17 protein-coding genes and 1 pseudogene are annotated in these 19,094 nt (G+C 57.0%); 17 read left to right on the forward strand and 1 reads right to left on the reverse strand.

All coding sequences use genetic code 11. The features are described 5' to 3' along the window. The 16 genes and pseudogenes from ACN0WX_RS06810 to ACN0WX_RS06885 form a co-directional block, all read left to right on the forward strand. Positions 1 to 416, forward strand: a pseudogene (locus ACN0WX_RS06810) (NADH-quinone oxidoreductase subunit D); the annotation flags it as partial. Continuing rightward, positions 416 to 1,081: a complex I 24 kDa subunit family protein gene (locus ACN0WX_RS06815; RefSeq protein WP_417621543.1), complete on the forward strand. Its 666-nt coding sequence runs from the start codon at positions 416 to 418 to the stop codon at positions 1,079 to 1,081. The pseudogene ACN0WX_RS06810 and the gene ACN0WX_RS06815, both read left to right, overlap by 1 nt. A gap of 209 nt (positions 1,082 to 1,290) precedes the next feature. Then, positions 1,291 to 2,613, forward strand: a complete 1,323-nt coding sequence (nuoF, locus tag ACN0WX_RS06820; RefSeq protein ID WP_417621544.1) for an NADH-quinone oxidoreductase subunit NuoF — start codon at positions 1,291 to 1,293, stop codon at positions 2,611 to 2,613. Continuing rightward, the gene (locus ACN0WX_RS06825) at positions 2,610 to 3,341 is read left to right on the forward strand and encodes a hypothetical protein (protein ID WP_417621545.1); all 732 of its coding nucleotides are present in this window, start codon (positions 2,610 to 2,612) and stop codon (positions 3,339 to 3,341) included. Before nuoF ends, ACN0WX_RS06825 begins: the two co-directional genes overlap by 4 nt. Beyond that, complete coding sequence (nuoG, locus tag ACN0WX_RS06830; RefSeq protein ID WP_417621546.1) at positions 3,341 to 5,356, forward strand: NADH-quinone oxidoreductase subunit NuoG; 2,016 nt, start codon at positions 3,341 to 3,343, stop codon at positions 5,354 to 5,356. The genes ACN0WX_RS06825 and nuoG overlap by 1 nt, the downstream gene beginning before the upstream one ends. Next, positions 5,353 to 6,399: an NADH-quinone oxidoreductase subunit NuoH gene (nuoH, locus tag ACN0WX_RS06835; protein WP_417621547.1), complete on the forward strand. Its 1,047-nt coding sequence runs from the start codon at positions 5,353 to 5,355 to the stop codon at positions 6,397 to 6,399. The genes nuoG and nuoH overlap by 4 nt, the downstream gene beginning before the upstream one ends. After that, on the forward strand, positions 6,396 to 6,881 hold the full coding sequence (gene nuoI, locus ACN0WX_RS06840; protein WP_415178708.1) for an NADH-quinone oxidoreductase subunit NuoI: 486 nt from the start codon (positions 6,396 to 6,398) through the stop codon (positions 6,879 to 6,881). Before nuoH ends, nuoI begins: the two co-directional genes overlap by 4 nt. Before the next feature lie 136 nt (positions 6,882 to 7,017). After that, the gene (locus ACN0WX_RS06845; RefSeq protein WP_417621548.1) at positions 7,018 to 7,629 is read left to right on the forward strand and encodes an NADH-quinone oxidoreductase subunit J; all 612 of its coding nucleotides are present in this window, start codon (positions 7,018 to 7,020) and stop codon (positions 7,627 to 7,629) included. Further along, positions 7,626 to 7,931 (forward strand): NADH-quinone oxidoreductase subunit NuoK, encoded by a 306-nt coding sequence (nuoK, locus tag ACN0WX_RS06850; RefSeq protein WP_323800948.1) that lies wholly within the window; start codon positions 7,626 to 7,628, stop codon positions 7,929 to 7,931. Before ACN0WX_RS06845 ends, nuoK begins: the two co-directional genes overlap by 4 nt. A 4-nt stretch (positions 7,932 to 7,935) precedes the next feature. Continuing rightward, positions 7,936 to 9,936: an NADH-quinone oxidoreductase subunit L gene (gene nuoL, locus ACN0WX_RS06855; RefSeq protein ID WP_417621549.1), complete on the forward strand. Its 2,001-nt coding sequence runs from the start codon at positions 7,936 to 7,938 to the stop codon at positions 9,934 to 9,936. Continuing rightward, entirely contained in the window at positions 9,936 to 11,474 is a 1,539-nt protein-coding gene (locus ACN0WX_RS06860) for an NADH-quinone oxidoreductase subunit M (protein WP_417621550.1), read from the forward strand. Before nuoL ends, ACN0WX_RS06860 begins: the two co-directional genes overlap by 1 nt. Next, complete coding sequence (nuoN, locus tag ACN0WX_RS06865; protein ID WP_417621551.1) at positions 11,474 to 12,928, forward strand: NADH-quinone oxidoreductase subunit NuoN; 1,455 nt, start codon at positions 11,474 to 11,476, stop codon at positions 12,926 to 12,928. The genes ACN0WX_RS06860 and nuoN overlap by 1 nt, the downstream gene beginning before the upstream one ends. A gap of 2 nt (positions 12,929 to 12,930) precedes the next feature. Continuing rightward, entirely contained in the window at positions 12,931 to 13,638 is a 708-nt protein-coding gene (locus tag ACN0WX_RS06870) for a biotin--[acetyl-CoA-carboxylase] ligase (RefSeq protein WP_417621872.1), read from the forward strand. A gap of 15 nt (positions 13,639 to 13,653) precedes the next feature. Next, complete coding sequence (locus ACN0WX_RS06875; protein ID WP_417621552.1) at positions 13,654 to 14,436, forward strand: type III pantothenate kinase; 783 nt, start codon at positions 13,654 to 13,656, stop codon at positions 14,434 to 14,436. Next, positions 14,433 to 16,073 carry a ribonuclease J gene (locus tag ACN0WX_RS06880; protein ID WP_417621553.1) on the forward strand — a complete coding sequence of 547 codons (1,641 nt, stop codon included), beginning with the start codon at positions 14,433 to 14,435 and terminating at the stop codon, positions 16,071 to 16,073. Before ACN0WX_RS06875 ends, ACN0WX_RS06880 begins: the two co-directional genes overlap by 4 nt. 6 nt (positions 16,074 to 16,079) lie before the next feature. Further along, a complete protein-coding gene (locus ACN0WX_RS06885) occupies positions 16,080 to 16,358 on the forward strand; it encodes a DUF1467 family protein (protein ID WP_417621554.1) in 279 nt (92 codons plus the stop codon). Here the strand turns inward: ACN0WX_RS06885 and ACN0WX_RS06890 are convergent. Next, the gene (locus ACN0WX_RS06890) at positions 16,355 to 18,688 is read right to left on the reverse strand and encodes a hypothetical protein (RefSeq protein WP_417621555.1); all 2,334 of its coding nucleotides are present in this window, start codon (positions 18,686 to 18,688) and stop codon (positions 16,355 to 16,357) included. The two genes, ACN0WX_RS06885 and ACN0WX_RS06890, sit on opposite strands and share 4 nt — an antisense overlap. Before the next feature lie 69 nt (positions 18,689 to 18,757). Here ACN0WX_RS06890 and ACN0WX_RS06895 point away from each other — a divergent pair, with 69 nt between their 5' ends. Then, positions 18,758 to 19,066, forward strand: coding sequence for an Hpt domain-containing protein (locus ACN0WX_RS06895; protein ID WP_417621556.1), 309 nt, complete (start codon positions 18,758 to 18,760; stop codon positions 19,064 to 19,066). The last annotated feature ends 28 nt before the right edge of the window (positions 19,067 to 19,094 follow it).

The raw sequence follows: 19,094 nt of genomic DNA on the forward strand, positions 1-19,094 counted from the left end.
GCTATGACCGGTTCATGGTCCGTGTCGAGGAAGTCCGGCAGAGCGCGCGGATCATGCGCCAGTGCCTGAATGAAATGCCCGGCGGGCCCGTTGCTTCGACCGACCGCAAGATTGTCCCGCCCAAGCGCGGCGAGATGAAGCAGTCGATGGAAGCCCTGATCCATCACTTCAAGCTTTACACCGAAGGCTTCCACGTTCCGGCTGGCGAAGTCTATGTCGCGACCGAAAGCCCCAAGGGCGAATTTGGCGTCTATCTGGTCAGCGACGGCACCAACAAGCCCTATCGCTGCAAGATCCGCCCGACCGCGTTCAGCCATCTGCAGGCAATGGATTTCATGACCAAGGGCCATATGCTGCCGGACGCCACCGCCATATTGGGCGCGATTGACGTCGTATTTGGAGAGTGTGACCGATAATGGCTGAAGCACCCAACATCCCCGACGAAATCGAAACCCGCGCCAAATGGGGCGATTTTGCGTTCACGCCGGAAAACGAGAAACTCGCCAAATGGCAGATCGCCAAATATCCGGCCGGCCGACAGAAATCGGCGGTTATGGCTTTGCTTGATCTGGCCCAGCGGCAGGTCGGTGCGGATACGAAAACGCAGGGCTGGCTGCCGGTTCCGGTGATCGAATATGTCGCCGCCTATCTCGATATGCCTTATATGCGGGCCTATGAGGTCGCGACCTTCTACACCATGTATAATCTCGCGCCGGTCGGCCGTTTCCATGTGCAGGTTTGCGGCACCACGCCGTGCATGCTGCGCGGCAGCGACGATGTGATGGCGGCGTGCAAGAACAAGGGGCTCAACAAGGGCAAGACCACGCCGGATGGCCTGTTCACGCTGACCGAGGTCGAGTGCATGGGCAATTGCTCGAACGCGCCGATGGTCCAGATCAACGACGACAATTACGAAGATCTCGATTATGACATCATGACCCGGATCCTCGAAGATCTCGCCGCGGGCAAGGATATCAAGGTCGGTTCGCAAATCGGTCGCAAGACCAGCGAAGCCGTGGGCGGTCCGACCAATCTACAGGCGATGGTTGAAGAAAATCACGATTACCGGGGGGAATGGTGATGGGTGTTGCAGTGCGCCGTTTTCCGTTCGTGTCGAGGCTAGTCGAGACACATTGCGCGATATCCGGTCTCTCGACTTCGCTCGAGACGAACGGTGTTGGAAGGGAGCGCTAATGCCATGCAACTCGACGGATATGCAGGCTGGATCGCGCTCGCGGTGGTTGCCATTGGCATCATCGGAGGCGTCATGGGCCGCTGGAGGAAAAAATAATGGCGTTTGATTTCCTGCAGGACAAGGACCGCATCTTCACCAATGTCTACGGTTTCCAGCACTGGGGGCTGAAAGAGGCGCGCGCGCGCGGCGACTGGGACGATACCAAGAAATTTATCGCACTCGGCAATGACAAGATTATCGAGGAAGTGAAGGCTAGCGGCCTGCGCGGTCGTGGCGGGGCGGGTTTCCCGACCGGTCTGAAATGGTCGTTCATGCCCAAGGAAGCGCCGAAGGACAGCCAGGGCAATCCACGGCCGAGTTTTCTGGTTATCAACGCCGATGAATCCGAGCCGGGCAGCTGCAAGGACCGCGAGATCCTGCGCAACGATCCGCACAAGCTGATCGAGGGCGCGCTGATCGCCGGTTTCGCGATGCGCGCGCGGGCCGCCTATATCTACATACGCGGTGAGTATATTTACGAAGCCAAGGTCATGGAGGCGGCCATCCAGGAAGCCTATGACGCTGGCCTGATCGGCAAGAATGCCGCCAAATCCGGCTATGATTTCGACGTCTTCGTCCATCGCGGCGCCGGCGCCTATATTTGCGGCGAAGAAACCGCGATGATCGAAAGCCTCGAGGGCAAGAAGGGCCAGCCGCGCCTGAAACCGCCATTTCCTGCGGGGGCGGGTCTTTACGGCTGCCCGACCACGGTCAACAATGTCGAGTCAATCGCGGTGGTCCCGACGATCATGCGGCGCGGCGGGGCGTGGTTCGCCAGCTTCGGCCGCGAAGGCAATCATGGCACGAAACTGTTCCAGGTTTCGGGCCATGTCGAGAAACCGGCGGTGTTTGAAGAAGCGATGTCGATCCCGTTCAAGGACATGATCGAGAAACATTGCGGCGGTATCACTGGCGGCTGGGACAATCTGCTTGCGGTCATTCCGGGTGGTTCGTCGGTTCCGCTGGTTCCGGCGGCGCAGATCATGGACGCGCCGATGGATTTTGACGGGCTCAAAGAGCTTGGCTCCGGCCTCGGTACGGCGGCGGTCATCGTGATGGACAAGTCGACCGATATTGTCCGCGCCATTTCGCGGCTGAGCTATTTCTACAAGCACGAAAGCTGCGGCCAGTGCACGCCCTGCCGCGAAGGCACCGGCTGGATGTGGCGGGTGATGGAAAAAATGCGCGATGGCGATGCGGATATCGAAGATATCGACACGCTTTACGAAGTCACCAAGCAGGTCGAAGGCCATACCATCTGCGCGCTTGGCGACGCAGCAGCCTGGCCGATCCAGGGCCTGATCCGGCACTTCCGTCCGGAGATGGAACGGCGGATCAACGAGCATAAGGGCGCGGATGTGCTGGAGGCGGCGGAGTGACTTTTCGCACATCCTTCGCTTTGGCTCTGCTCACGGTTGTGGCAACAGCTTCTCCTGCTCTTGCAAAAGAGAAGAACCCGACAGAGGTGCGGGCAATCTCTCAAGAATATGCCGATTGTGTCGTTCAGAAAAAACCTGAATTGGCCCGGGAAGCTATCCTGTCCAATGCGAATAACGACCAAATAGCAAAGCAATATAAGCGACTGATCATAGGGGGCTGCCTTGTAAAGGCAAATGATGGACGCGGCGCACGCATGGCATTCGGTGGGGATTTATATCGATATGCGCTGGCTGGCGCGTTGATCAGGATGGATTTGCAGGATCATGTGCCACGGAGCTTTGCGGATGTTCCGAAATTAATCCATTTACCGGTTAAGATTTCCGATCCGGATTTGATGCAACGGACAGATCGAAAAGGCAGAAGGCATCAAGATTCGGTAGCGAGATCGAAATCCGTGCGTGCGCTTTCGCTATACGGCGAATGTGTCGTGCGTAGCGATCCGCAAAACAGCTATGATCTGGCGATGTCCAAGGTTGGATCGGCCGAGGAAGCAGAAAGCTTCAAGAAATTGCAGCCAGCTTTTGGGCCATGTCTTAATAATGAAGGCGAAGTCGCTTTTAACAAGTCCGCGCTTCGGGGACTGGTGAGCGTTAATTACTACAGACTGGCGATGGCGATGCAGCAGGCAAATATGACAGATGCAACAGCTTTGGAGGTGACCCAATAATGCCTAAAGTCACCGTAGATGGCATCGAACTGGAAGTGCCGCAGGGCGCGACCGTGCTGCAGGCCGCCGAGCTTGCGGGCAAGGAAATTCCGCGTTTCTGCTACCACGAGCGGCTGTCCATTGCGGGCAATTGCCGCATGTGTCTGGTCGAGGTAAAGCCGGGACCACCGAAGCCGCAGGCGAGCTGTGCCTTGCCGGCTGCCGAAGGGCAGGAAATCCGCACCGACAGCGAAATGGTCAAGAAGGCGCGCGAAGGGGTGATGGAATTTCTCCTGATCAACCATCCGCTCGACTGCCCGATTTGCGATCAGGGCGGCGAATGCGACTTGCAGGATCAGGCGATGGCCTATGGCAAGGGCGGCTCGCGCTACGAAGAGAATAAGCGCGCGGTGACCGAGAAATATATGGGGCCGATCGTCAAGACGGCGATGACCCGTTGTATCCACTGCACCCGCTGCGTACGGTTCAGCGAGGAAGTCGCCGGTGTCGAGGAAATTGGCGCGATTGGCCGCGGCGAGGGGATGCAGATCACTTCCTATCTGGAACAGGCGGTGCACAGCGAACTCAGCGGCAATGTTGTCGATCTCTGCCCGGTTGGCGCTTTGACCAGCAAGCCTTATGCGTTTGAAGCGCGTCCCTGGGAATTGACCAAGACGCTTGGCATCGATGTGATGGACGGGGTCGGCACCAATATCCGCATCGATTCACGTGGCCGCGAAGTGCTGCGCGCTCTGCCGCGCGTCAATGATGACGTGAACGAGGAATGGGCGACGGACAAGACCCGCCACGCGATTGACGGCCTGATGAAGCGCCGTCTCGACAAGCCTTATGTGCGCAAGAACGGCAAGCTGGAAGCAGCGAGCTGGAACGAAGCCTTTCAGGCGATTGCCGATGTGAAGGCTGGCAGTTCGGTTGCCGCCATTGCCGGTGATCTGGTGGATTGCGAGACGATGTATGCGGCGAAGAAGCTGCTGAAATCGATGAAATCGGACATGCTGGAAGGCCGCCAGACCGGGCTTTCCTATGATGTCTCCAGTCTCGCAGCGGTGAATTTCAACAGCACCATCGCCGGGATTGAGGACGCGGACGTGATCCTGCTGGTTTCGACCAACCCGCGCTGGGAAGCGTCTCTGGTCAACACCCGTATCCGCAAGGCGGTGCGCAAGGGTGGCGCGAAAGTCTTCGGCATCGGGCCGGAAACCGACCAGACCTATCCGGTCGAGTGGCTGGGCGATGACATGGGTCTGCTGGCGAAACTGCCGAAAGCGGCTGCCGATGCGCTGAAGGGTGCGGAGCGGCCGGCGATCATTCTTGGCGGTGGCGCGCTCAGCGTCGAGGGCGCGCATGGCGGGGCGCTCAAGCTGGCAACCAAGTACAAGCTGGTACGGGATGGCTGGAACGGGTTCAACGTCCTGCATATCGGGGCCTCGCGCACCGGCGGGCTGATGCTCGGCTATGCGTTTGACGGCGGGATCAGGGCGATTGCGGCGAAGAAACCGAAACTGGTCTTTGCGTTGGGCGCGGATGAAACCGACTTTTCGCAGTTCGATAAGAGCTTCAAGGTCTATATCGGCCATCATGGCGATGCCGGTGCCCATGCGGCGGATGTCATTCTACCGGGCGCGGCCTATACCGAGAAAAACGGCACCTATGTCAATCTCGAAGGCCGGGTCCAGCGTTCGAACAAGGCAATTTTTGCGCCGGGCGACGCGCGCGAGGACTGGAGCATCTTGCGGGCCCTGTCCGACGTGCTGGGCAAGACCTTGCCGTTTGACAGTTTCGAGGAATTGCGCGCGCATATGGCGAAGGATCATCCCGAACTGGCCGCCGAAGGTCTGGTGACGCTCGCATGGTCGCCGCCAACCGGCTTGCCCGACAAGCCAAAGGGGCAGGGCGTGCTGCCGATCAAGGATTTCTATCTGACCAACAGCATCGCCCGCGCCAGCGCGACGATGCAGCGCTGTTCCGCAGAATTGTTGCATGCCGATGACGAAATGATGGAGGCGGCGGAATGACCGAGTATCTCCAATCCCTTCTCGGCTTTGAAGCCGGCTGGTTCGTCGGTACGCTGGCGTTGATTCTACTGATTGCGCTGCCGCTGATGCTGGCCGTGGCGATGATCATTTACACGGACCGGAAAATCTGGGCGGCCATGGCGCTGCGCCGCGGTCCCAATGTCGTTGGTCCGTTCGGCCTGCTGCAAAGCTTTGCCGATGGTCTGAAAGTATTCCTGCAGGAAACGATCATCCCCTCGGGTGCCAACAAGGGCCTGTTCCTGCTCGCGCCGATCATCACCTTTTCCGTGGCCTTGCTTGCCTGGGCGGTGATTCCCTTTGGCGAGAATATGGTGCTGGCCAATATCAATATCGGCCTGCTCTACATTCTCGCGGTCAGTTCACTGGGCGTATACGGCGTGGTGATTGCAGGCTGGGCAAGTAACTCGAAATATCCGTTTTTCTCTGCCATGCGCGCCGCCGCGCAAATGATCAGCTACGAAGTGTCGATCGGTTTCGTGATCATTTCGGTGGTGCTGTTCGCCGGCAGTTTCAACATGCAGGATATCATCACTGACCAGAAATCGCATCTGCTCGGGATCAATGCCTATGGCGTCAATCCGCTGCTGTTCCCGATGGCGGTGGTCTTCCTGATCTCGTCACTGGCCGAAACGGCGCGGACGCCGTTCGATCTGACCGAAGCGGAAAGCGAACTGGTCGCCGGCTATCAGACCGAATATTCTTCGATGTCGTTCGCGCTCTTCTGGCTCGGTGAATATGCCAATGTGCTCTTGATGTGCACGCTCAACGCGATCCTGTTCTGGGGTGGCTGGCTGCCGCCGATTGACTGGGCACCGCTTTACATGGTGCCGGGTATCATCTGGCTGTTCGCCAAGATATTCTTCTTCTTCTTCATCTTCAGCTGGGTCAAGGCGACCGTTCCGCGCTACCGTTATGACCAGCTGATGCGTCTGGGCTGGAAAATATTCCTGCCGCTGAGCCTGTTCTGGGTATTCCTGGTCAGCGGCTATCAGATGATCGACAAATTTGGATTGCCGCTATGAGTATTGCACAAACCATCAAAGCCTTCACCCTGTTCGAATTTATTGGCGCGCACTGGCTGACGCTGAAATATTTCTTCAAGGCGAAGAAGACGATCAACTATCCCTACGAGAAGAATCCGATTTCGCCGCGGTTCCGGGGCGAGCATGCGCTGCGCCGCTATCCCAATGGCGAGGAACGCTGCATTGCCTGCAAGCTGTGCGAAGCGGTCTGTCCGGCGCAGGCGATCACGATCGAGGCTGAGCCGCGCGAAGACGGATCGCGCCGCACCACGCGCTATGACATCGACATGACCAAGTGCATCTATTGCGGTTTCTGTCAGGAGGCGTGTCCGGTCGATGCGATCGTCGAAGGTCCGAATTTCGAATATGCGACGGAAACGCGCGAAGAACTGATTTACGACAAATCGAAGCTGCTTGAAAATGGCGACAAATGGGAGCGGGCAATCGCGGCAAACCTTGCCGCCGACGCGCCCTATCGGTAATGGGCGTGCGAATTGAAAATCAAAACCCGGCTCCGTTCGTGTCGAGCGAAGTCGAGACACAGGGAAAACACGCAAACGTCTCTCGACTTCGCTCGAGACGAACGGGAAATGTGGACAGGGGCTAAGACAGAATAATATGCAAATTTTCGCATTCTATCTCTTTGCATCCATCGTGCTCGCCAGTGGTGCGTTCTGCATCTTCGCGCGCAATCCGGTGCATAGTGTATTGTGGCTGATTCTGGCCTTTTTCAACGCAGCCGGTCTGATGCTGCTGGTCGGCGCGGAGTTTATCGCGGCCTTGCTGGTGATCGTCTATGTCGGTGCGGTGGCGGTGTTGTTCCTGTTTGTCGTGATGATGCTCGATATTGATTTTGCCGAATTGCGCGCCGGTTTCATGAAGAACCTGCCGCTTGGCCTGCTGCTGGCGCTGGTGCTGGTGGTGGAAATCATCTTTGGTGTCGGGGCCTGGCAATCCTCGGGCATGGGACAGGCGACTGCCGTGGTCGGGCTGCCGGAAGGCGCGCCTTCGAATATCGAGCAGTTGGGCGCCTTGCTCTACACCAAATATGTTTTCCTGTTCGAGACCGCGGGCCTGATCCTGCTGGTTGCGATGGTGGGTGCGATCGTACTGACCCTGCGGACGCGCGGTGGTGTGCGGAAGCAGAATATTGCTGACCAGATCGCTCGCCGTCCCGAGGACGCAACCCGCAACACGCAGCCTGAAGTTGGCAAGGGAGTGGAGCTATGATCGGCATTGAACATTATCTCGTCGTCAGCTCGATACTGTTCGTGATGGGCATGCTCGGCATATTTCTCAACCGCAAGAATATCATCATCATCCTGATGGCGATCGAATTGATCCTGCTTGCGGTAAACCTGAATTTCGTCGCGTTCAGCGCCTTTCTCGGCGACATGACCGGCCAGATATTCGCGATGTTCATCCTGACCGTTGCGGCAGGCGAGGCGGCTATCGGGCTCGCCATTCTTGTGATTTATTTCCGTCAGCGCGGCACGATTGCCGTCGATGATGTCAACCGGATGAAGGGATAAGACCTTGGCTATCCAGCTAATCGTATTCCTGCCCCTGCTGGCAGCGATAGTCGCCGGGTTCGGCAATCGCGTGATCGGCAATGTGCCGGCCAAGATCGTCACCACGGGCGCGCTGTTCGCCGCCTGTGCGCTCAGCTGGCCGATTTTCATCGGCTTTCTGACCGGAGCCAACAGCGCCGAAGTCGTCCCGGTGCTGACCTGGCTGATTTCCGGTGACCTGCAATTTGACTGGGCGCTGCGCGTCGATACGCTGACCGCAGTGATGCTGGTGGTGGTGACCACCGTCTCCGCGCTCGTGCATCTCTACAGCTGGGGCTATATGGACGAGGACCCGGACCAGCCACGCTTCTTTGCCTATCTGTCTTTGTTCACCTTCGCCATGCTGATGCTGGTGACTGCCGATAATCTGGTCCAGATGTTCTTTGGCTGGGAAGGCGTCGGTCTGGCATCCTATCTGCTGATTGGTTTCTGGTTCAAGAAGCCGAGCGCCAATGCCGCCGCGATCAAGGCATTTGTCGTCAACCGGGTTGGCGATTTGGGTTTCATGCTGGGCATTTTCGGCACGTTCCTCGTTTTTGGCACCGTCTCTATTCCCGAAATTCTCGAAGCGGCTCCGGGCATGGCCGGATCGACGATCACCTTTGCGGGCATGCGTTTCGATACGATGACGATTCTCTGCCTGCTGCTGTTCATAGGCGCGATGGGCAAGTCGGCGCAGCTCGGCCTGCACACATGGCTGCCGGACGCGATGGAAGGCCCGACCCCTGTGTCGGCGCTGATCCACGCCGCCACCATGGTGACCGCGGGCGTGTTCATGGTCTGCCGCCTGTCGCCGATGTTCGAGACCAGCGATGTGGCGCTGACCGTTGTCACCATAGTCGGGGCCTGCACCGCGATATTCGCGGCGACCGTCGGGCTCGTCCAGAATGATATCAAGCGCGTCATCGCCTATTCGACCTGTTCGCAGCTCGGCTATATGTTCTTCGCCGCCGGTGTGGGCGCTTATAATGTCGCGATGTTCCATCTGTTCACCCACGCCTTTTTCAAGGCCTTGTTGTTCCTCGGTGCGGGCAGCGTGATCCACGCGATGCACCACGAGCAGGACATGCGCTATTATGGCGGTCTGCGGAAAGAAATCCCGCTGACCTTCTGGGCGATGATGGCCGGTACGCTGGCGATCACCGGTGTCGGCATTTACTGGCTGCACGCGGGTTTTGCCGGCTTCCATTCGAAGGATGCGATCATCGAGGCGGCCTTTGCCTCCGGCACCGAAGCGGGGCAATTTGCCTTCTTCATCGGCGTGCTCGCGGCCCTGCTGACCAGTTTCTACAGCTGGCGGCTGATGTTCCTGACCTTCTGGGGCAAGCCGCGCTGGATCCAGTCCGAGCATATTCAGCACAGCGTCCACAAGACGCCGGAACAGGCTGGCAATGACACAACCGGCGGCTATCATCCGCATGAAAGCCCGCTGTCGATGCTGATTCCTCTCGGCGTACTCTCCGTCGGCGCGGTGCTGGCAGGCTATGTGTTCAGCCACGCATTTATCGAAGATGCCGGCTTCTGGAATGGTGCGATCGCCTATGATGCGGGCCTGATGCACCATATGCACGAAGTACCGCTCTGGGTGAAATTGTCGGCGACTGCCGCCATGTTGACCGGTCTCGCCACTGCCTATTTCATGTACTTCCGCGGCACTGACCGTCCGGCGCGCCTCGCTGCGACCTTCAGCCCGCTCTACCAGTTTTTCTTCAACAAATGGTATTTTGACGAGCTGTACAACCTGATCTTCGTTCGGCCCGCATTCTGGCTGGGACGGCAGTTCTGGAAGAAGGGTGACGAAGGCACGATCGACCGCTTTGGTCCCAATGGTATCGCGGCGCTGGTCGCCAGCGGTGCGGGCGTGGCCAAGCGCTTCCAGAGCGGATTTCTATATAGCTATGCCCTCGTGATGCTGCTCGGTCTGGCGGCTGCGGCCACCTGGGTTATCGTACGGGGAGCCAGCTAATGAACCAGCTTGATTTTCCGATCCTGTCGCTGATGATGGGCCTGCCGATGCTGGCCGCAATCATCTGCCTGTTCCTCAACGCGCAGGCCGCGCGCTGGCTGGCTCTGGCCACCACGCTGGCGTTGTTCCTGCTCGGCGTGGTGCTGTGGGCCAATTACGATATTGGCGGTCCGCAATGGCAATATGTCGAGCGCGCCGAGCTGTTCGGCAATTTTTCTTGGGCGCTGGGTATCGACGGCATTTCGATGATGTTGATCATGCTCACCGTATTCCTGATGCCCATCTGTATCGGCGCCAGCTGGGAATCGATCCAGACCAGGGTCGGGGAATATATGGCGGCCTTCCTGTTCATGGAAGTGCTGATGATCGGCGTGTTTGCCGCGCAGGACATCTTCCTCTTCTATATATTGTTCGAGGCAGGCCTGATCCCGATGTATCTGATCATCGGTATCTGGGGCGGCACCAACCGGATTTACGCCAGCTATAAATTCTTCCTCTATACATTGCTCGGTTCGGTGGTGATGCTGATCGCGATGTTGTGGATGGTGCAGGACGCTGGCACCAGCGATATTCCAACCTTGCTCAACTATGATTTTGCGCCCGAGGCACAGACATGGCTCTGGCTCGCCTTCTTCGCCAGCTTCGCGGTCAAGATGCCGATGTGGCCGGTGCACACCTGGCTGCCGGACGCGCACGTTCAGGCACCGACCGCCGGTTCGGTCATATTGGCCGGCGTGCTGCTGAAAATGGGCGGCTACGGCTTTCTGCGCTTCTCGCTGCCGATGTTCCCGGAAGCATCCGAACAGTTCATCTGGCTGGTCTTTGCCCTGTCGATGGTAGCGGTGGTCTACACCTCGCTGGTGGCGCTGGTGCAGTCGGACATGAAAAAGCTGATTGCCTATTCGTCGGTCGCGCATATGGCGATTGTGACACTCGGCCTGTTTGCCTTCAACCGCCAGGGCATCGAGGGCGCGATTGTCGTGATGCTGAGCCATGGTCTGGTATCCGGTGCATTATTCCTGTGCGTCGGCGTGATCTACGACCGTCTGCACACACGCGAAATCAGCCGCTATGGCGGGCTGGCGATCAACATGCCGAAATATGCCATATTGTTCATGCTGTTCACCATGGCCTCGATCGGCCTGCCGGGAACCAGTGGATTTGTCGGCGAATTTCTCTCGCTGATCGGCCTCTACAAGGTCAACAGCTGGGTCACTCTCGTCGCCACGACCGGCATTATCCTGGGAGCAGGCTATATGCTCTATCTCTATCGCCGGGTCGCTTTCGGTGAACTGGTACACGAGGATGTCAAAGCCATGCCGGACCTGTCGGCGCGGGAAATGGCGCTGCTTGCCCCGATCGCTGCTGCGGTCATGTGGATGGGCGTCTATCCCGAAAGCTTCATGGCCCCGATCCGGGGTGACGTTGGCGCGCTGGTGGCGCGTATCGACCGGGCCGCGCCAGAAGGCGATGCTCATCTGAAAATGGGTGAGGCCAAAGCCGTCACCAAAGATCACGCCGAAGGGGAGGCGCACTGATGGATATCGGAAATTCCCTCTGGCTGGTTTCACCGGAAGCCTTTCTGTCCGTATCGGCCCTGATCCTGCTGATGATTGGTGCCTGGGGCGGCGAAAAATCGGCGCGTCTGGTGACGATCTTGTCAGCCGCGGCGCTGTTCGGTGCTTCAACCCTCTTGATGGTGCTCGCCCACCTGCCGGAATTCAAGGATGGCGCCTCTGCCTTCAGCGATCAGTATCGCATGGATGCCTTTGGCAGCAGCGCGAAATTCCTGGTCTATCTGGCGGCGATCGTATCGCTGATGATCGCGCCCCGTTTCTTTCAGGGCGGTCGCAAGTATCGACCGGAATATCCGGTCCTGATCCTCTTTGCCTGCATCGGCATGGGCCTGATGGTCTCGGCAACCGACATGATGACCCTTTATATCGGTCTCGAACTGAACAGCCTTTCGGCCTATGTGCTGGCCAGTTTCATCCGCACCGACGTCCGCTCGTCCGAAGCCGGTCTCAAATATTTCGTTCTCGGCGCGCTGGCCAGCGGGATGCTGCTGTTCGGCATATCCCTGGTCTATGGCTTCGCCGGTTCGACGAATTTTGCCGTGATCGGCGAAACGCTGGAAGGAGATCTTTCCACCGGACCGCTGATCGGTCTGGTGCTTGTCCTCTCCGGTCTGGCATTCAAGATCAGCGCCGTACCGTTCCATATGTGGACGCCGGATGTTTACGAAGGCGCGCCGACACCGGTCACCGCCTTTTTCGCCAGTGCCCCGAAAGTGGCGGCCATTGCGCTGACAGCGCGGGTGATTATCGACGCCTTTGGCGGCCAGACATCGGCCTGGCAGCAGATCATCGTGTTTGTCGCGCTGGCCTCGATCGTTCTTGGCGCGGTTGCCGCAATCGGGCAGCAGAATATCAAGCGTCTGCTGGCCTATAGCTCGATCAACAATGTCGGTTTTCTGCTTATCGGTCTCGCTGCCGGTACCCCGGAAGGCATTTCGGCGATGATGTTTTATCTCGCCATCTATGTCGCGATGACATTGGGCAGCTTCATCTGTGTGCTGGAAATGCGCGACAAGGACGGCAATCCTCTGGAAAGCCTGTCTAGTCTCGCCGGTCTGTCACAGACACGGCCGGGTCTGGCGGCAGCTTTTGCCGTGTTCATGTTCTCGCTCGCCGGCATCCCGCCATTGTTCGGTTTCTGGGGCAAGTTCCTGGTCTTTGATGCCGCTGTGGCAGCGGGCATGTTGCCGCTGGCTGTAATCGGTATTGCCGCTTCGGTGATTGGTGCCTTTTATTATATCAAGGTCGTCAAGATCATCTATTTCGATGATCCCTCTGGCGAGATTGTGGTCACCGGGCACAAGACGGAAAATGCCCTGATTGCTCTTATGGCGCTGCTGGTATCGCCGCTCGGATATCTGACGATACCGTTCGTGGCACCGATTACCGCTGCTGCGGCGGCGTCGCTTTTCTGACTATCCGGGTAGAAACCGTAAAACAGACCGCATCCACCAATGCGGATATGAAAGCGCTGGCGGGGCAGGGGAGCGCCGGCGAAGGTTTTTGGCTGCGTGCGGAAAGGCAAAGCGGCGGCGTCGGCCGTCTCGGGAGAAAATGGGAGAGCCCGGAGGGCAATCTCTATTGCAGCACGATTGTGGATATCCGGGCCGGAGATCCGGCTCCGTCCTCGCTATCCTTCCTGGCCGGGCTAGCGGTTTATGACGCCATTCGCTCGTTTCTTCCTGACGCCGATATGGTCCTGAAATGGCCCAATGATATTCTGGTGTCTCGGGCCAAGATTTGCGGTATTTTGCTGGAACGCGTGAAGGATCAGGTGGTGGTTGGTATCGGCGTGAATATCGCTGTTGCGCCGGAAGTCGCTGACCGGGCGGTTACCAGTCTTGCCGATCAAGGTGCATCAGTGGATGCCGCTGGCTTTCTCGCCTGTTTGTCGCAGGCATTTGAAGCATTGGTGAAAATCTGGCGCGAACGGGGGGTGGCGTATATATTAAGCGAATGGCAGAAGCTGGCCCATCCAGTTGGCAGCATGATATCGACAAGCGATGAGCGCGGAGAGAAAATCACCGGAGAATTTGCTGGTCTGACAGCAGAAGGCGCACTTTGCTTGAGAAAAACTGACGGAACGCTTATCGAAATACATGCCGGTGATATTTCGATCGGATAACAAGAAGAGTCGCTCATGCTATTGGCCATCGATGCCGGGAATACCAATGTTGTCTTCGCCCTCTTCGACGGTGATGAGATTCGTGCGCGCTGGCGCATCGCAACCGATGCCCGGCGTACGGCAGACGAATATGTCGTCTGGCTCCGTCAGCTGCTGGAGCTGGAAAGTCTCGAACTCGGCGCCGTGGACGCGGTAATCATTGGCACCGTTGTGCCGCGTGCGCTCCATAATCTGACGGTATTGGCCGAGAAATATTTTGGCGTGACGCCGCTGGTCGCCGGTCGAGGTGCGGCGCACTGGGGTATTGCTCTGGATGTTGAACAGCCCGACAGCGTCGGCGCTGACCGCGTGCTCAATGTCATTGCGGCGCATGAGAAATATAAGCAGGATATCGTGATTATCGATTTCGGCACAGCGACAACCTTCGATGTCGCCGACTATGAAGGCGCCTATAAGGGCGGCGTCATTGCGCCCGGTATCAATCTGTCGCTGGATGCTCTGGTCGGCAAGACCGCTCAGCTCCCGCGTATCGCACTGGAATCTCCGGAGACGGACAATGTTATTGGCACCACGACCGAAAGCCAGATGCTGATCGGCATTTTCTGGGGTTATGTAGCGATGATCGAGGGGCTCGTCACACGCACCAAGGCGCAAATCGGTCGCCCAACAAAAATCATTGCTACCGGCGGCCTGGCCGTACTTTTTGACGAACATACAGATGTATTCGATCATCTGGAATCGGACCTGACTCTTCAGGGCCTGCATTTCCTCTATCAGCGAGCAACACACGCTTCATGACAAAACCAAAAAAAGAACTTCTGTTCCTGGCTCTCGGTGGGTCAGGCGAGATCGGCATGAATGTCAACCTCTACGGCTGTGATGGCAAGTGGGTGATGGTCGATCTCGGCATGACCTTTGCCGATCCCAGCTATCCGGGGATTGACCTGATCCTGCCCGATCTCGAATTTATCGAGAAACATCGGAAGGACTTGCTTGGCATTGTGCTGACGCACGGCCACGAGGATCATATCGGTGCGGTGCCTTATTTTGCGGCGGATCTTGATGTTCCGCTTTTCGCAACCCCGTTCACGGCAGGTCTGATCCGTCGCAAACTGGAAGAGGTCGGTCTGGAAAAACAGGTCGAGCTCCATATCATTCCCAATGAAGGCAGCTTTGATCTCGGGCCCTTCGGCTTTCGTTATCTGCCGATCGCACACAGTATTGCCGAGGGCAATGCGATGCTGATCGACACGCCTTATGGCCGGATTTTCCATACTGGTGACTGGAAGCTTGATGATGAGCCCGTGCTCGGTATTCCTTCGACACCGGCAGCTTTTGCCGAGATTGGCGACGATGGCATATTGGCACTGGTGTGTGATTCCACCAATGTATTCAACGACAAGGCGTCCGGATCGGAAGGCGAAGTGCGCCGCAATCTGATGCGGGTCGTCGAAAATATCGACACGCGCATCGTGGTGACAACTTTTGCATCCAATGCGGCCCGGCTGCAGGCATTGGGAGAAGTCGCTAAATATACGGGACGCAAGCTCTGTGTGGCTGGCCGTTCGCTTGATCGCATCATCGATAATTGCAGGGAAACCGGCTATCTCAAGGATTTTCCGCCAACGGTGAATTTTGAAGAAGCCATGAGCCTGCCACGCGGAGAGGTGATGATCATTGCAACCGGCGGGCAGGGGGAAGCCCGGGCCGCATTGGGGCGAATTGCAGGTGATAGCCACCAGATCAAACTCTCCGAGGGCGATCATGTCCTATTCTCGTCCAAGCAGATCCCCGGCAATGAAATCGCGATCGGCCGGATTCAAAACCAGCTTGCAGCCAAGGGTGTTGTGATGATCACCGAGCGTCAGGAACATATCCACGTTTCCGGTCATCCCGGACGTCCCGAACTGGCCCAAATGTATGACTGGATCAAACCGGAAATATTGGTACCGGTTCACGGCGAAATTCGGCACATGAAGGAACAGGCGCGCTTCGGCCTGGAGCAAGGCATTCCCAAGGCAGTCTTCCAGCAGAATGGCGATGTCGTGCGACTGGCTCCGAAAGGCCCGAAAATATTGGGACAGGAGCGGACCGGACGGCTTGTTCTGGACGGCGATGTGATCATCCCGGCTGACGGCAAAACTCTGAACGAGCGGCGTAAAAGTGCGCATAACGGGATGATTTCGGTCGCCATTGCGCTTGATCACAACGGCAGTATTTTCGGGCAGCCGGTGCTGAAATTAAACGGTGTGCCGCTTGAGGAAGACGAGGAAGATTTTCTCGATGAAGTCATTGACGATATCCTGTCAAAATATAAAAAACCCGTCGGTGATATCAATAAGTTCAGCGAAGCCGTCCGGCTGCTTGTCCGCCGTGCCGCGACCGAGTGGACCGGCAAGAAACCGGTCGTCTCGGTGCTCACTGTGGAAGCCTGACCAGCGATGGAATTCACCTCAATTTTGGCTATTTACGTGCTCTTCTGGGTGCTGTCGGCATTTATCATCCTGCCGATTGGCATTCGCAGCCATGATGAATCCGGAGTCAAAATGGTGGAAGGGCAGGCCGATGGCGCGCCGGTTAACTTCCGGCCGCTACGGGTGATATTGCTTACCACATTGCTGGCGACAGTCGCATTTCTGCTGTTCTATCTCAACTATGCCAACTGCTGGATCACACTTGACGATATCGATTTTTTCGGAAGCCGCTCACGGCTGAACTAGTTGCGCAGGCGCTCGATCGCCTGTGCCAGTGCGACATATAGCTTGCCGACGTCCGACGACAGCAAGGTCACGCTAATCGCACTGCCATCCCGCGTGGCGAGGACCCCGCGCAGCATCGCTTCGAAATCATGGATATAACGGTTCACATGTTCGCGGAATTCGTCATTGCCGGAATATTGGGCAAGGATTTCGCGAACCTCTTTGCCGTCCAGCAAGCGGACCGCTCGGCGCGTGAATATTCCGCGGTCGCCTTTCAAATAGGCGGCCCATTCCATATCGGTGACATCATTCGACAGGATTTTTCCGACATCGATCGAGATTGAATTGAGCGATTCCGTCAGTTGCGCAACCCGCCGGCTGAAATTCTCGTCGCTGCTCTGCTCGGATTTTTCCTTTGCAAAGAGGATGCGCTGCTCGAGATTGGTTGTCATGTCCTCGATGGCGGCCAATTGATCCGTCAGATGGGCTGCGGTTGACTGGGTCGTCGCCACCGCGCTTGATACCGCGCGCTCCAGTTTCGGTGCGATTGAGGCAATTTTTTCATCAATCACCCTGTTCAACGCGTCTTCGCTCATCTTTTCGAATGTTTCAGCCGAGCCAGCGATCGAATTCTCAAGCACTTCTCGCGAATGTTCCGAAGCCTGTTTCGCTGTGTCCTTGACTCGCAGAAGCGCGCTGATCAACTTTTCGCCGGCGCTTTCCGCGAGCGATTCATTCTGTTCGCGAACGGCTTCGATCGATTTCGAAATCTCTTCAATTTGCTCGACAATGGACTGGCTCGCCAGGTCTCCGTCTTCCTGCAATTTGCGAATTCGATCCTGTTGATTGCTGATCGACTGATCTGTTTGTGCGATCTGCTCTGCAACGCTGCGCGCGGACTTGCGCGCCTTGTCCGCTTCGCCAGCAATCTGGCCGTAAAGCGCCAGGCTTTCCCTGGATTTTTCAGAAACGCGCTCGAAGGCGTTCGGCAGGGTTTCGTCCAATTCCCGCGCGCTGCTGTCGAGTGCGACGAGCAGCTTCTCCATCCGCTCGAGCATGCTATCGGCAACGCCATAACCATTTTCGAGGGATAGTTGCAAGGCAGCGCTATTCTGTTCCATTGCAGTCATCGCAAAGGCGAGCTTCGCCGTTTTCTCGCCGCTTTCATTATCAAGGTTTTTGACATTCTCGGCAATATCGGAAATATTCTGATTGAGCGTTGCGGCCATTGCCTTCAACCGGACTTCTTCGTCATTGGCAATTTGACTGGCAGCAGCCAGAGCCGATTCCAGCGCATCAAGGTCGGCGCGCATGGCCAATGTCGCATCCGACGTTTCAGTGGCCAGCTCTGACCGCGTTTTGTGGAGGGCAGCGATTGTTTCCGACGTCGTGTTTTTCAACAAGGTCGCGAGCTGGGTCGATCCGGCTTCGGCTTCCTTCAGCTGTTTCGTCAGTCCGATTTTAATCTGCTCTGCTTCAATCGCAAGATTTTCGACCGATAGCGTAGATTTGTCCGTCAGCTCGCTAAGGCTTTGGTTGGCCAAGGCCCCGACATTCTCGATTTTCTGGAGGATCGAAGCCATCGCTGTCATTTCGGTTTGCGCGGTGCGTCCGCAATTGCCGATCTGATTGGTTACGTCTTTTGCAGTGTTGATAACCACTGGCAGATGTTCACGAAGCTGTTCAAGATTCTTGTAAGCGGCTTCACTGACTGTATCGAGATTCTTCATCTTGCCCAGACCGTCGTCCATAGCCTTCTTGATCAAATCGGCGGCGGTGGTGAGTTTGCCGGAAGATTGCTCTCCCAGAAATTCGAGTTCGCGGCTTTCCCGACCGAGGAATTCACGTGCGACACTGAGTTCGTTATTGACCGTCTTCAGCCGGGTTTCCAGCAAATCGGATTCAGCCCGCAGCGACGAGGATACATCCGCAAAACGGCTTGCTTCTCTGGTGCTGTTGCGCATGTAAAGCAGATAGCCGACTCCGAGTGTCGCGATCGGCAGGCACCATTGGCTCAGAAGATCAATGCCGCCCTTCGGAGTTGGCATTGTTGTAAAAATGTCGCGATTTGCCCACAGGAAAAACCCGGTCCAGCAGACCGTTAAAAAGGCCAGCAACAACGCCGGCATAAACCGGCCGCGGGCAGGGGGCGTTGCGATATCATCGGCATAATGGCTCCAGTCGTCGTCCGGAACGCCATCGCTAATTTGCTGAATTTCTTCAGAAAAACCCTGGTCGTCCATCTCTGGATCCTGCGTGTCATCTTCCACGCTTGTTGTTGCTTTCTGGTCGTCAGAGGGACTTTCCTCCCGGTCACGCCACATCCCGATAATTTTATTTTCACCTGCCATATAAGCTATTTAACACAATAATGGATCATAGAAACCATAAGTTAACCATATCGCCTGTAAAACGGACAAATGTCATTTGATTATGGAGCTTTAGATGCCGCTCTAACGGCTGCTGTAGGGGACGACCAGTTCCTCATTGCAGAATTGCGCGCGGCGTTTCTGGAAAGTGCAAAACGGCAAGTCAATCTTCTGGGACGAGCGCGCTGCGATGCTAACTGGGAATATGCTGCATGGCGATTGAAGGGGCTGGCGGCCAGTTTTTCCGCAACCCACATTCTTCAACTGGCGGATGAAGCCGCCCATTCCGCGCCGGGCGATCCGGTCATTTTGCGAAAGCTGGAACGCGCGGTTTCGGCGGTTGAGGCCCATCGGGACTGATCGCCCGTTTGTGGCACGTTGTGCGTGC

The sequence above is a fragment of the Parasphingorhabdus sp. genome, from assembly GCF_048269915.1.
Classification (GTDB): Bacteria; Pseudomonadota; Alphaproteobacteria; order Sphingomonadales; family Sphingomonadaceae; genus Parasphingorhabdus.